This is a genomic window from Lentibacter sp., from assembly GCF_965658795.1.
In the GTDB taxonomy this organism is placed as follows: domain Bacteria; phylum Pseudomonadota; class Alphaproteobacteria; order Rhodobacterales; family Rhodobacteraceae; genus Lentibacter.
On the sequence record NZ_CBFHTG010000003.1, the window covers coordinates 91,953 to 104,973 of the forward strand.

Consider the following 13,021-nt stretch of genomic DNA (forward strand, 5'->3'; position numbering starts at 1 on the left):
CCATTGCGGGGGGGCGTTTTGACATCTAAGGCATAGTCATGCGTTATTTTGCAGCCTGTCTCCTTCTCTTGGCCGCGCCCTTGCAGGCGCATCCGCATGTCTTTGTCGAGACAGGCCTGCGCCTTGTTGCCTCCGAGAGCGGGGCCATTCAGGGCGTTGAGGTCACCTGGCGCTATGACGAGCTCTATTCGCTGCTGGTGCTGGAAGATATGGAGCTGGATAGCGACTTTGACGGCCAGCTCACCATGCCCGAGCTCGAGCGCCTCAACGGCTTTGATTTGCAGTGGGTGGATGGCTTTGAAGGCGATCTTTACGCCCAAAGCGCGGCGGGGCGGCTTAAGCTCGGCGCACCGCAAAACCGTGGCACAAGCTTTATGGCGGGGCAGATCATTTCGCGTCACTACCGTTCGCTGGAAGGCGCGGATGCCGCGCTCAGCCTCAAGGCCTTTGATCCGACCTATTACACCGCCTACGACCTTGGCCTTGGCATTGATCTGCCTGTGGGGTGCAAGGCCGAGGTGGTCAAAGCCGATGTGTCGGCAGCCACCCAGATGGTCATGGACCTTATGGGCGACAGCGTCGATGACCCCGAGGCCGACTACCCCGAAGTTGGCGAAGCTTTTGCAGACGAGATAGTTGTGACATGCGATTCTGGATCCTGATTTTTGCCCTTCTGGCCACGGGGGCTGCGGCGCTCTGGCTTTGGGGCTTGGGCGGCGCGGCTGATCTTTCGGCATGGGCCGCAGAGGGCCAGCGCACGGTGCAAAACGCCATGGCCGGCCTTTTGCGCGCGCTCAAAGCGGGCGATCCGGGCGCGTTCTGGGGCCTTATGGGGCTGTGCTTTGCCTACGGCTTTTTTCATGCGGCGGGGCCGGGGCACGGCAAGCTGATCATCGGCGGGTATGGCGCTGCGCGGCGTGTGCCTGTGCTCAGACTGTCAACGCTGGCGGTGCTCTCAAGCTTGGGGCAGGCGGCGGCGGCGGTTGTGCTGGTCTATGCGGGTGTCTTTGCCTTTGGCCTCACCCGTCAGGCCATGACCGGGCTGGCCGAAGACTGGCTTGCGCCTGCTTCGTATGTGGCGATTGCGCTGGTCGGCCTCTGGCTGGCAACGCGCGGCGCGCGCAAACTGTTTCACGACTGGCAGCACCGGGGCCACGGCCACAAGGCCGATGGCTCTTGCGGCTGCGGGCACAAACACGGGCCTAGCGCGGATGAGGCCGAACAGGTCCACAGCCTGCGCGATGCGCTGCTCGTCATCGGCTCGGTGGCGATCCGCCCCTGCACGGGCGCGCTGTTCCTGCTCATCCTCACATGGCGGCTGGGGATCGATGCTGTCGGCGTTGCGGGGGCCTTTGTCATGGGGCTTGGCACGGCGAGTGTGACGGTGCTGGTGGCTGTCCTGTCTGTGATGATGCGCGAAAGCGCCTTTGGCGCGACGGCCGCTGGCCCTGCAGCGCGCCGCCTTGCCGCCACGCTGGAGCTGGGCGCTGGCGCGCTCATCGCGCTTGTGGCGCTGTCACTGGTATAGTGCTTCCCAACGGTTGAGCAGGATATGCAAGCCAAGCGCTGTGAGGAGCAGCGCGGGGAAGCCAAGCGTGACCATGATGACGCCCAAAATCCAGAGCAAGTTGACAAACCCCATGATCAGGGCGGCGCTGGTGTAGTTTGGCGCTTTTGTGACCGGGCGGTTTTGCATGGCGCTCTCTCCTGCTTCAAGGTTAGCGCAGGTTTTTCAAAAGCGGGTTAACTTTTTTGCGAGGATTTGCGCTGGACTGCGTGCATCGCTACGGGGGGCGGACCGCTGGCGCGGCCCGCCCCCCGTGATGGCTCTGCCAGCTGAAAGCCTTGCGCTGTTTGCGCGGGCAGGATTTGGATATTTAGGGCAAAAAGAAAGACCTAGGCGTTGCGCGCCTCTTTCAGGGCGTCGGGCAAAGCAGCTCTGAGCATAGCAAGGTCCGCCTCTGTGCCGCAGCTGATGCGAATGCAGCGGTTTTGGGGGGCAACAAACGGCATACGCACAAAGAGACCCCGCGCCACAAGCGCGTCCAGCACGGCCTTGGCAAAAGTACCGTCTGCACCGCAATCGATGGTGACAAAATTGGCGGCAGAGGGGATGGCCTTTAGCCCGTTTTCAGCGGCGATGGTCCCGATCTCTGCGCGCGCGGCGTCTGTCTTGGCCAGGGTTTCGGCCAAATAGGGCTGATCGTGAAGCGCGGCCAGCGCGCCGATCTGGCTGGTGCGGTTCATGCCGAAGTGATTGCGGATTTTGTTGAATGCGGTGATGAGCCCGGGCGCGCCCAGAGCATAGCCCACCCGCGCGCCTGCGAGACCGTAGGCTTTTGAGAAGGTGCGCATACGAATGACACGGGGGTCGTTGATATCAACGGGCGCTGCTGTGCCTTCGGGGGCAAATTCGATATAGGCTTCATCCAGCACCAAAAGGCAGCCCTCGGGCAGCGCCTCAAGCGCTGTGACCACATCGGCCCCTTTGTGCCAGGTGGCCATCGGGTTGTCGGGGTTGGCGAAGTAGATCAGCTTTGCATCGACCTCACGCGCCTTGGCGATGAGTGCGGGGAGATCTTCGTGGTCGTCTTTATACGGCAGCTTGTGCAGCACGCCGCCAAAGCCTGCCACGTGGTAGTTGAAGGTGGGGTAGGCCCCATCCGATGTGACAACCGCATCGCCCGGCTCAACCAGCAGGCGCACAAGATAGCCCAAAAGCCCGTCGATTCCTTCACCGACCATGATGTTGGCGGGGGTGCAGCCGTGCAGCGCCGCAAGGGCTGTGCGCAGGTCGTGGTTCTCAGAATCGCCATACATCCAGATGTCAGCAAGGCTTGCGCGCATGGCCTCAAGCGCCTTGGGCGAGGGGCCAAAGGCGTTTTCATTGGCCCCGATGCGGGCTTTAAAGGCAACGCCTGTCGCGCGCTCATGCGCTTCAGGGCCGACAAACGGGACGGTGGCGGGCAGGCTCTCTGCGAGCTGTGTGAAGCGAGTATGTGTCATGCGCTTTGTTAATCTGAAGCGGGGCGCGGCGGCAAGAGAGCTTGTAATGCTTCAAAGAGCCCTTACATGAGAGTCACTCGCAACTGGAAGGGCGTATCATGCCACATCTCACCCGCCGCGGCTTTATCGGAACGGCGCTGGCCGCGGGCACAGCCCGCGCTGTGCCCACAGTGGCCAGTAAGGCAGCAACCCGCCGCATTCTCACGCTGGTCTATGACAAATCCCTCGGGATGATGCGCGCTGTCGAGAAAATTGTGCCTCTACGTTAGGCTTTGCCGCACCGCTGCGCCGCGTTAGGCTTCTCGCAAAGAGGAGTATCGCCCATGGCCCGTGTCACCACCGAGATCAAAGACCACATCGCCCATGTCACCCTCACACGGGGCGACAAGATGAACGGTGTGGATATGGAAATGGCCGAGGCGCTTGTTGCGGCCGGGCGCGCGCTTGAGGCTGACGCGCGCATTCGCGCTGTTGTGCTGTCGGGCGAGGGGCGCGCCTTTTGTGCAGGGCTGGATGTGCAGAGCTTTGCCATGCTTGCGGCGGGTGACCCCGAGGCGCGGATCATGCCGCGAGAGTATGGCAACACCAATCTCTTTCAGGAGCTGGTCATGGTCTGGCGGCGCATCCCCGTGCCGGTGATTGCGGCGCTGCATGGCGTGGTTTATGGCGCGGGCTTCCAGCTGGCGCTTGGCGCTGACATTCGCATTTGTCACCCCGAGACACAGCTCGCGGTGATGGAGATGAAATGGGGCCTTGTGCCTGACATGGGGGGGATGGTGCTTCTGCCCAAGCTCACCCGCTCTGATGTCATTCGCCGCCTGACCTATACGGCCGAGCCTGTCACGGCGGCAGAGGCGCTGGGCTGGGGGCTGGTGAGCGAACTTTCGGACACACCGCTTGAAGCCGCTCAGGCGCTGGCAGCCGTGATTGCGCAGAAAAGTCCCAACGCCATTCGCGCGGCCAAACAGCTCATCGAGCTGGCCGAAAGCGGCGCTGATGAAGACGCGGTGCTTCTGGCCGAAAGCCGTGCTCAGGCCGACCTGATCGGCAAGCCCGAGCAAATGGAGGTGATTGCCGCCAATATGCAAAAAACGCGCGCTTGATTTTGGCTAACCGTCTTCTCTGGGCGCGCGCAAGATGGCCGCTGCGCGGCCCAAAAAGCTGCCGGAGACACCCGCCAGAACGCTTGCAAAACCGGCTTGAAACCCAAAGCTTGCGAGCACGTCGGGCGCAACGGCGCTGAGCACGCCCAAGGCGAAGTTTGCCCAAAAGAGCACCATCACCGAGGGGAGCGTGAGGGCTTCGCCCTTCAGGAGCACCTTCCTGCCCGCCTTTTTCAAAATACGCCTGGCTTGAAAGCGCAGGCCAAAAACAGCGCCCAGAGCGTAAGCCAGTGCGAAAACACCCCAGACCCAGTTTGAGGCCTCAAGCGCGCTCACCGAGCGCAGCGATAAAACGCCCAAAAGCGGCAGGCCATAGAGCGGCCAGGCGGGTGTGGTGCGTGTGCGCATCGCGTTGAGGCCAAGTGCCAACAACATGGCCAGAAGCGGCCAGACCCACAGGGGGGCACTTGTGAAAAGCGCGCTCATTTATGCACCTGTCTTGTCTGGTGATGCGAGCAGCAGAACCAGAACGCCTGCACAGGCCATGGGGCCGTAGCCAAAGACGGGGCCAAGCAGGGTGATCATTCCGACCATCGCGGCAACGGCCAGAAGGCGCTGGGCGCGGCGGCGGCTGTGGGCGGGCGCGTCAGGGCCCAGAAGGCTTGCGGCGAGGCGTTCAAAAAAGAGGTACATGTGAGGTCTCCTTATCGGTTGTGGATATGACAGCACTGAGCCGGGAAACGGGCCGTGCCACCAGCAAAATTGCGCCAACCGCAGCCTGCGCTTCGTGAACGGCGGCCACGCTGCGTGCGCTGCGTTAAGGTAACAAGGCTTAATCTTTGGGGCGGTTTGGGCGGTGCACGCATGGTGCACGCCCGGTGCACACATATCACCCCCTCGGTTTTGCAGGGAGAGAGCGGCGTTAACGCGGGCGTACGCACCGCTTTGGGCCTTGGACTTTCGCGCCGCATTCGCTAGACCAAGCCAAAGCGAAAACCCCAAGAAGGGCGAGAGATTATGGCGATGGAAAAGACATTTAACGCAAGCGAAGCCGAGCCGCGCATCACTGCGATGTGGGAAGCTCAGGGCGCCTTTGCCGCTGGCGCGAACCGCAGCCGCGACGAGAGCTTCACGATCATGATCCCACCGCCCAACGTGACAGGTGCGCTACACGTGGGCCACGCCTTTAACAACACGCTGCAAGACATCCTGATCCGCTGGCACCGTATGCGCGGCTTTGACACGCTCTGGCAGCCGGGACAGGACCACGCAGGCATTGCCACGCAGATGCAGGTCGAGAAGATGCTCGCTGCTTCTGGCCAGCCTTCGCGCAGCGAGCTCGGGCGGCAGAAATTTCTGGAGAAAGTCTGGGAATGGAAGGGGCAATATGGCGGCACAATTGTGAGCCAGCTCAAGCGCCTTGGCTGCTCATGTGACTGGAATCGCAACGCTTTTACTATGGCTGGCGCTGAGGGAGATCCGCGCACAGGCCATGAGAATTCGCCCAATTTCCACGATGCCGTGATCAAGGTTTTTGTCGAGATGTATGAGCAGGGGCTCATCTATCGTGGCAAGCGTCTGGTCAACTGGGACCCGCATTTCGAGACGGCAATCTCTGATCTTGAGGTCGAGAATATCGAAGTGGCGGGCCACATGTGGCACTTCAAATACCCGCTCGCAGACGGGGCGACATATACCTATGTCGAGAAAGATGAAGACGGCAATGTGACCCTCTCCGAGGAGCGCGACTACATCTCTATCGCCACCACCCGCCCCGAGACAATGCTGGGCGATGGCGCCGTGGCGGTTCATGCAGATGACGCGCGTTATGCGCCCATCGTGGGCAAGCTCTGCGAGATCCCTGTGGGGCCAAAAGAGCACCGCCGCCTGATCCCGATCATCACAGATGAATACCCTGACATGACCTTTGGCTCGGGCGCTGTAAAGATCACAGGCGCGCATGATTTCAACGACTATGAAGTCGCCAAGCGCGCGGGTATTCCGCTCTATCGCCTGATGGACACCAAAGGCGCAATGCGTGCGGATGGTGCATCCTATGATGAGGCGGCTACCATTGCGATGGAGGTCTCTAAGGGATTGAAAGAGCTGACAATTGCAGAGGCAGACGCGCTCAACCTTGTGCCCGAAGAGCTGCGCGGCCTTGACCGTTTTGAAGCCCGTAAAGCTGTGGTTGAGCAGATCACATCAGAAGGCCTCGCCGTGATGGTCACGGAAGCGTTCGAAGACGAAGAGGGCGAGACGCAGACGCGCCTTGTGCCCTTCGTCGAGAACAAGCCGATCATGCAGCCGTTTGGCGACCGATCCAAAGTTGTCATCGAGCCGATGCTGACAGACCAGTGGTTTGTCGATGCCGAGAAAGTTGTTGGCCCGGCGCTCGAGGCCGTGCGCGGCGGCGAGATCAAGATCATGCCTGAATCAGGCGAGAAGACCTACTATCACTGGCTGGAGAACATCGAGCCATGGTGCATCTCGCGTCAGCTCTGGTGGGGGCATCAGATTCCGGTTTGGTATGATGGTGAGGGCAACCATTATTGCGCCGCAACTGAGGCGGAAGCCGTTGAAAAAGCCGGTGGCCAAGCGCTCACCCGCGATCCCGACGTGCTCGACACGTGGTTCTCCTCTGGTCTCTGGCCGATTGGCACACTCGGATGGCCCGAAGACACCGACGAGATGAAGCGCTATTTCCCGACCGACGTTTTGGTCACTGGCTTTGACATCCTCTTTTTCTGGGTCGCTCGGATGATCATGATGCAAAAAGCTGTCGTGAAAGAGATCCCGTTCCATACGGTATATCTGCACCAGCTCGTGCGTGACGAGAAGGGCAAGAAGATGTCCAAGACAACGGGTAACGTGATTGATCCACTTGAAATAATTGATGAATTTGGTGCTGACGCATTGCGCTTTACCAACGCGCAGATGGCGGCACTGGGCGGTGTTCTGAAGCTTTCAAAACAGAAGATCACGGGCTACCGCAACTTCACAACCAAGCTCTGGAACGCGGCGCGCTTTGCGGAGATGCATGAGGCCATCGGCTCTGATGGCGCTATCCCCGAAGCCAATGCGACGGTGAACAAATGGATCATCGGCGAAACTGCCAAGGTGCGCGAAACGGTTGACGCGGCTCTTGAGGCGTACCGCTTTAACGATGCGGCCAATGCGCTCTATGCCTTTGTCTGGGGGAAGGTCTGCGACTGGTATGTCGAGTTCTCCAAGCCACTTTTGATGGATGCGGATGACGCAACCAAGGCTGAGACACAGGCTGTGATGGCTTGGGTGATCGACCAGTGCGTGGTGCTGTTGCACCCGATCATGCCCTTTATCACAGAAGAGCTCTGGGGCACTTTGGGTGAGCGCCAGAAGATCCTCGCGCATACCGACTGGCCGACATATGGCAGCGAACTGGTGGATGCTGAAGCCGATGCCGAGATGAACTGGGTTATTGGTTTGATTGAAGAAATCCGCTCTGTGCGGGCGCAGATGCACGTGCCCGCGGGGCTGAAAGTACCTGTTGTTGTGCGCAACATGAGCCCCGAGGCGCAAGCGGCCTACGATGGCAGCGAAGCGCTTATCAAGAAGCTCGCACGCATGGATGCGTTGCATGTTGTGGAGAGTTTCCCCAAAGGCACCGCAGCGCTCAGCGTGACAGGGGCAGAATTTGGCCTGCCGCTTGCCGACATCATCGACGTAGGTGAAGAGAAAGCACGGCTTGAAAAAAGCCTTGGCAAACTTGCCAAAGAAATCGGCGGTATGCGTGGACGCCTTGGCAACCCCAAGTTCGTGGCCAGCGCGCCTGATGAGGTGGTTGAAGAGACCCGTGCCAACCTTGCCGAGCGTGAAGAAGAAGAAGGCCTTATGAAAGCTGCTTTGAAGCGCCTGGCTGAGATCTAGGCTTCGAATTTTCTTCGAAAATCCGACCAATGCGGGGGCTAGCCCCCGCACCCCCAGGATATTTGAGGCAAAAAGAAAGACTAGCTTCGGTCTATTTTTGTGCTCAGATGAATGAGGCTTTCTGAGCTCTTGACGCCTTTGGCTGCGCCGATGTCATCCAGCGTTTCGTCGAGTGCTTCTGTTGTCGGAGCGCTGAGGATTGCGATCAGATCCCAGCGGCCGGAGGTTGTTTGAACCTGCTCTACAGCCGAGAGGAGCTTGAGGCGCGCAAGCACTGCCGGGCCTGTGCGCGGCTCTATCGAAATGAGAACAGTTGCTCTGAGCGGCGGGCGCGCTTTTGCGCCGCGCCTTAAGGTATAGCCTGCGATGCTGCCGGTGGTTTCGAGCCGCTCGATCCGGGCTTGTACCGTGGTGCGGGCCAAGCCGAGTTTTCGCGCCAGTGCGGTGACAGACTCGCGAGCGTTTTCTGCCAGAAGATCTAGAAGCTTTGCGTCTATTTCGTCGTATTTCATAATTTATTGTCATATTGACTGAACATTTGGTCTAAATAGCGGATCTGCCACGTTGAATCGACAAAAATCTGGGCCAAGCTGAAAAGAAACGCGAGGATGAGCAGATGTTTGAGAGAGCGCTTTTTGACAGCCCTGAAGAGCACATTGTGCTGACGCGGCCTGATGAGCCTGTGATGTATTTTGCGCCACATGTGCTGCGCGCCCAGGCAGAGCGCTTCTGCAGCGGATTTGACGGCCAAGTGACTTATGCAGTCAAGGCGAACCCCGCGCCTGAGGTTTTGGCAAATCTTGTTGCTGCGGGGCTGACTGGCTTTGATGTGGCCAGCCCTGAGGAGATTGCTCAGGTGCGTGCGGCCTCGGCCACAGCCGATCTGCATTACAACAACCCTGTGCGAACGCGTCGTGAAATTGCGGTGGGCAAGGCCGCGAATGTGCGCTCGTGGTCGGTTGATGACATGTCAGAGCTTGCGAAGCTTGGTGCCGCTGTTCGTGCTGGGGAAGAAGTGGCGGTGCGCTTTAAGTTGCCTGTGAAGGGCGCTCACTATGACTTTGGTGCCAAGTTTGGCGCAACGCCTGATGTGGCAGTGGCTTTACTAAAGGCCGTTGCCGCCTCGGGCTATCGCCCCGCGCTGACCTTTCATCCTGGTACGCAATGCGCTGAACCAGAGGCGTGGGTGGCCTATATTGCGGCGGCTGCGGATATTGCTGCGCGCGCAGATGTTAAGCTTGCACGGCTCAATGTGGGTGGTGGGTTTGCGTCACACCGTGAGGGGGCTGCGCCAAATTTGGAGCGCGTGTTCGGAGCGATCTCGGCTGCGGTGCATGAGCACTTCGTGACGCCGCCCAAGCTTGTCTGTGAGCCGGGGCGCGCCATGGTGGCTGAGAGCTTTACGCTGGCCACCAAAGTGAAGGCGCTGCGCGCTGACGGCTCGGTGTTTTTGAATGACGGGATCTATGGCAGCTTTGCCGAGTGGCGCGATATCTCGGCGCTGACGCGCCTGCGTGTGCTGTCAGAAACAGGTGCAGAAAAGACGGGTCGTGAACAGGCACGGACCGTCTTTGGGCCGACATGTGACAGTATCGATTGCTTGCCAGAGCCTGTTCATTTGCCTTTGGATATCGGCGAAGGCGACTATCTGATGTTTGCAGGTATGGGCGCTTATTCGCTGGCGATTGCGACACGCTTTAACGGCTACGGCTTGCGAAAGGTGATCACTGTTCAACGCTTTCGCTAGGTAAAATTACCCATAGTTTTCTCCCGGGTCGTTATATTTGTGCAAGGCCTGAATGGCTAAACTCAAGGCTATAGGCACGCCTCATCCCTGCCAGATTTGGCTGCTATGGGGTGTCTATCACTTTGCGTTGAGGTCACTTTATGAACACGACAGATAAGCATAGCTTAGACGGGGCGGGGTCGCGGCTCGTCCTATCTTTGTGCAAAGTCGCCGCATCGCGAGAGGCAGGTATCAGGAAAGTCGCTACAGCATGTCGCTCTATCAGATGGGAAAACGCCTTTTTGGCCTGATTTGGCCAGAGGAACGTCAAGGCCACTCCGCGCTCTTGCGCGGTCGCGGCCCGATGACCCATGTGATTGTGCTAGACGGTACGATGTCTTCGTTAAAGGCTGGCTGCGAGACACATGCTGGCCTGACCTTTCGGTTGCTTGAGCAGGTTGGCCCTCCTGTCTCTGTTTACTATGAAGCGGGCGTGCAGTGGCAAGACTGGCGCAGCACCCACCATGTGATGATGGGGCGAGGGATGAACCGCCAAATCAAGCGCGCTTATGGCTACCTGGCGTCGCGCTACAGGGCGGGTGATCGTATTTTCTTCTTCGGATATTCGCGTGGGGCCTATGCTGTGCGCTCGCTCGCGGGGGTTATAGACACGGTGGGCCTTTTAAGGGCCGAGGCGGCCACAGAGCGCAATGTTGATCTGGCGTATCGCCTATACCAGCAGGGCGGGGGCGCTGAGGCAAAGCAGGCTTTTCATCAGGCCAACTGCCATGCCGAGGTACAGATCGAGATGATTGGTGTCTGGGACACGGTTAAGGCGCTTGGCCTCAGGTTGCCCCTTTTGTGGCGTTGGTCTGAGGGGAACCACGCTTTTCACAACCACCAGCTTGGCAAGGTTGTGCGCCATGGTTTTCAGGCACTGGCGTTGCATGAGACTCGCGCGGTGTTTGAGCCCGTTTTATGGGAGTGCCCGAAAGACTGGGAGGGCCGTGTGGAGCAGGTCTGGTTTCCCGGGACGCATGGAGACATCGGTGGCCAGCTGGGGGGCGATGAAGACGTGCGCCCACTGGCCAATATCTCGCTGGTCTGGATGCTGGAAAAGGCAGAAATCTGTGGCCTGCAGCTGCCCGTTGGGTGGCGGCAGCGTTTTGCTCAAGACCCAGCTGCCAGATCGATTGGAACATGGCGTGGTTGGGGAAAGCTCTTTTTACTGCGGGCTCGGCGGCGGGTCGGCTTTGGGGCATGTGAGAGCATGCACCCGAGCGTTGAGGCCCGCGCGATGGCGGCAGGGTGTGCCCCAAGGCTGCGGCAAGTGAAAGCGCTGAAAGTCAGCCCAAAAGCGCGCGCGGCACCGTAAAATCCTGCAAGCGCCCACAGCCAAAGCGAACCTCAGCCCAAGTGTTACACTCAAAGTCGATGACAGCTGTCGCCCCTGTTGGAAACAGGCGAAAGCTGTCGTCCATTGGTGGTTCGGCAAGGATGGTTTGCGCAAAGAAGGCCACCCCGGGGTTATGGCCAAGCATGAGAACCGTGGCGTGTGTTCCGTGTTGCTGCAAAAGCTTGAGCATCGTGTCTTCACGCGCATGGTAGAGCGCGGGCAAGAACGCAGCTTCCGTGTCGAGGCCCAAGCCGGAAAGTGTTTCGCGCGTGCGCGTCGCGGTTGAGCAAAGAGCTTGTTCAGGGTGATAGCCTGCGCTTTTGAGCCACCGCCCGAGCGCCTCTGCGCTGCGCTGGCCCCGTGTGTTGAGGGGGCGATCATGGTCGGGGCGGCTGGGGTCTGCCCAGCTTGATTTTGCATGTCGCATCAAGATCAGGCGCAGGCTCACAGAAAGCTCTTCATATGAAACGCCGATTGCGCAGGCCGTCGCCCATAGCGGGCCGACACAGGACATGCGCGACGGGTGAGGCAGCCTGCTGACATACAGATTTCTCCGTCTGCAGTTGAAATATGTGATTTGCACAGAGCCACGTCATAGCGCTGGCTCTCGTTGAGTGCAGAGACAGGACAGGCTGTGAGGCAAGGCTTTTCAACACATGTATCGCAAGGCCTAGCGGCAGGTGCCGCGAGGTCGAGCTCGCCGCGGAGGCGCACGGCGCCGCGATATGACACCATGAGGCCGGCGCTGGCATGAACAAGCATTCCCACAGGTGATTGCCACGCTTGCCCGCTGGCCATGGCCCACGCCATAAAGGGGGCAAAAGGCGGCCCGTCCGACGGGAAGACTGCAGTGCCGCCCCAAGCGGCTGCCAAGAGCCCGATCGCGCGTTTTGAATAGCGGTCAAGCGGGTCGGCAAGGCCGTCCCGGTATTCGGGCGAGGCGGAAAAATGCGCCCAAAAGCCGGGCTCATGTGGCCCCAAAAGGATGATGGTGTCGCCCGTTTCGTGAAGGGCCCCAAACACGGCAAGTGCCTGTGCTTCGGGGGCAGGCTTCAGCGCTTGGCGAAGGGCAGCCATAGGCTCCAACCAAGCTTTGTGGGCCGCTCATCTTGCCATTGAAGTCCGATTTTCATCGCGTCATGGCCGTCTTTTGGCTGAGCAATATAGGTTCTGAACATGCGGTCCCAAATGGACAGGGAGAAGCCATAATTGCTGTCGTGCTCGGCCCGCTCTACCGAATGGTGCACGCGGTGCATATCAGGCGTTACCAGGATCAGCCGCAAGACGCGGTCAACCCCGCGCGGCAGGGCCAGATTTGAATGGTTGAACATCGCTGTGCCGTTCAGGATGATTTCAAACAGAATAATGGCAAGCGCCGCAGGGCCGATCAGATAGACCAGCCCGACCTTGAGCAACATCGACAAAGCGATCTCGACAGGGTGGAAGCGGATGGCGGTAGTCACGTCGATTTCTGTGTCGGCATGGTGCACGCGGTGCAAGCGCCAGAGCAGGGGCACTTTGTGGGTGATGAGGTGTTGCAGCCAGATGGCAAAGTCAAAAATCAAAACCGCCAGCACGATCTCTAGCCAGCTTGGCCAGCTCAGCTGGTTGAAAAGGCCCCATCCGTTTTCGGCCGCATCAAGGGATGCTCCAACGGCGAGAAGCGGCAGCGCAAAGGCCATAAGGCGAAGCGCACCTGTGTTCAGAAGGGAAAACCCCCAGTTTGTCACCCAGCGTTTGCTGCGCGGTGTCTGCCTTGGCCGGCGCGGCAAATAGGCCTCAGCCGCAGCCAAGACGCCAAACAAGCCGATAAAGATAGATAGCCGTATAAGTGCTTCATGTTCCATGTGTGGAATATGATCGCACGCGCAGGCAAGCGCA

15 protein-coding genes are annotated in these 13,021 nt (G+C 59.6%); 7 read left to right on the forward strand and 8 right to left on the reverse strand.

Translation table 11 applies throughout. The features are described from left to right. Window positions 1-38: 38 nt before the first annotated feature. Together ACTG3X_RS03055 and ACTG3X_RS03060 are read left to right on the forward strand one after the other, a co-directional pair. The gene (locus tag ACTG3X_RS03055; RefSeq protein WP_439109762.1) at window positions 39-662 is read left to right on the forward strand and encodes a DUF1007 family protein; all 624 of its coding nucleotides are present in this window, start codon (window positions 39-41) and stop codon (window positions 660-662) included. Continuing rightward, window positions 644-1,528: a nickel/cobalt transporter gene (locus ACTG3X_RS03060; protein WP_439109763.1), complete on the forward strand. Its 885-nt coding sequence runs from the start codon at window positions 644-646 to the stop codon at window positions 1,526-1,528. The genes ACTG3X_RS03055 and ACTG3X_RS03060 overlap by 19 nt, the downstream gene beginning before the upstream one ends. On the opposite strand, the gene ACTG3X_RS03065 is transcribed toward ACTG3X_RS03060, so the two are convergent. Then, a complete protein-coding gene (locus ACTG3X_RS03065; RefSeq protein WP_439109764.1) occupies window positions 1,517-1,696 on the reverse strand; it encodes a hypothetical protein in 180 nt (59 codons plus the stop codon). The genes ACTG3X_RS03060 and ACTG3X_RS03065 overlap by 12 nt on opposite strands. A gap of 200 nt (window positions 1,697-1,896) precedes the next feature. Then, a complete protein-coding gene (locus ACTG3X_RS03070) occupies window positions 1,897-3,006 on the reverse strand; it encodes a pyridoxal phosphate-dependent aminotransferase (RefSeq protein ID WP_439109765.1) in 1,110 nt (369 codons plus the stop codon). A 98-nt stretch (window positions 3,007-3,104) separates the two neighbouring features. Here ACTG3X_RS03070 and ACTG3X_RS03075 point away from each other — a divergent pair, with 98 nt between their 5' ends. Further along, window positions 3,105-3,275, forward strand: coding sequence for a Tat pathway signal protein (locus ACTG3X_RS03075; RefSeq protein WP_439109766.1), 171 nt, complete (start codon window positions 3,105-3,107; stop codon window positions 3,273-3,275). Window positions 3,276-3,329: 54 nt separating this feature from the next. Then, on the forward strand, window positions 3,330-4,109 hold the full coding sequence (locus tag ACTG3X_RS03080; RefSeq protein WP_439109767.1) for a crotonase/enoyl-CoA hydratase family protein: 780 nt from the start codon (window positions 3,330-3,332) through the stop codon (window positions 4,107-4,109). Window positions 4,110-4,115: 6 nt separating this feature from the next. On the opposite strand, the gene ACTG3X_RS03085 is transcribed toward ACTG3X_RS03080, so the two are convergent. Further along, window positions 4,116-4,595, reverse strand: a complete 480-nt coding sequence (locus ACTG3X_RS03085) for a hypothetical protein (RefSeq protein WP_439109768.1) — start codon at window positions 4,593-4,595, stop codon at window positions 4,116-4,118. Next, window positions 4,596-4,802: a hypothetical protein gene (locus ACTG3X_RS03090; protein ID WP_439109769.1), complete on the reverse strand. Its 207-nt coding sequence runs from the start codon at window positions 4,800-4,802 to the stop codon at window positions 4,596-4,598. A gap of 324 nt (window positions 4,803-5,126) precedes the next feature. Between ACTG3X_RS03090 and ACTG3X_RS03095 the strand changes: the two genes are divergently transcribed. After that, window positions 5,127-8,018, forward strand: a complete 2,892-nt coding sequence (locus ACTG3X_RS03095; protein ID WP_439109770.1) for a valine--tRNA ligase — start codon at window positions 5,127-5,129, stop codon at window positions 8,016-8,018. 80 nt (window positions 8,019-8,098) lie between these two features. Here the strand turns inward: ACTG3X_RS03095 and ACTG3X_RS03100 are convergent, their stop codons facing one another. Beyond that, entirely contained in the window at window positions 8,099-8,530 is a 432-nt protein-coding gene (locus ACTG3X_RS03100) for an Lrp/AsnC family transcriptional regulator (protein ID WP_439109771.1), read from the reverse strand. A 104-nt stretch (window positions 8,531-8,634) separates the two neighbouring features. Between ACTG3X_RS03100 and ACTG3X_RS03105 the strand changes: the two genes are divergently transcribed. Both ACTG3X_RS03105 and ACTG3X_RS03110 read left to right on the forward strand, forming a co-directional pair. After that, window positions 8,635-9,765 carry a type III PLP-dependent enzyme gene (locus tag ACTG3X_RS03105; RefSeq protein ID WP_439109772.1) on the forward strand — a complete coding sequence of 377 codons (1,131 nt, stop codon included), beginning with the start codon at window positions 8,635-8,637 and terminating at the stop codon, window positions 9,763-9,765. A 250-nt stretch (window positions 9,766-10,015) separates the two neighbouring features. Continuing rightward, window positions 10,016-11,119 carry a DUF2235 domain-containing protein gene (locus ACTG3X_RS03110; RefSeq protein WP_439109773.1) on the forward strand — a complete coding sequence of 368 codons (1,104 nt, stop codon included), beginning with the start codon at window positions 10,016-10,018 and terminating at the stop codon, window positions 11,117-11,119. Here ACTG3X_RS03110 and ACTG3X_RS03115 read toward each other — a convergent pair. From ACTG3X_RS03115 to ACTG3X_RS03125, 3 genes are read right to left on the reverse strand one after another with little or no spacing between them, the layout of a single operon-like run. Then, window positions 11,091-11,588, reverse strand: a complete 498-nt coding sequence (locus ACTG3X_RS03115; RefSeq protein ID WP_439109774.1) for a SixA phosphatase family protein — start codon at window positions 11,586-11,588, stop codon at window positions 11,091-11,093. The genes ACTG3X_RS03110 and ACTG3X_RS03115 overlap by 29 nt on opposite strands. Beyond that, window positions 11,585-12,217, reverse strand: a complete 633-nt coding sequence (locus tag ACTG3X_RS03120) for a ferredoxin (protein WP_439109775.1) — start codon at window positions 12,215-12,217, stop codon at window positions 11,585-11,587. Before ACTG3X_RS03120 ends, ACTG3X_RS03115 begins: the two co-directional genes overlap by 4 nt. Further along, window positions 12,193-12,987 (reverse strand): sterol desaturase family protein, encoded by a 795-nt coding sequence (locus ACTG3X_RS03125; RefSeq protein ID WP_439109776.1) that lies wholly within the window; start codon window positions 12,985-12,987, stop codon window positions 12,193-12,195. Before ACTG3X_RS03125 ends, ACTG3X_RS03120 begins: the two co-directional genes overlap by 25 nt. Window positions 12,988-13,021: the final 34 nt, after the last annotated feature.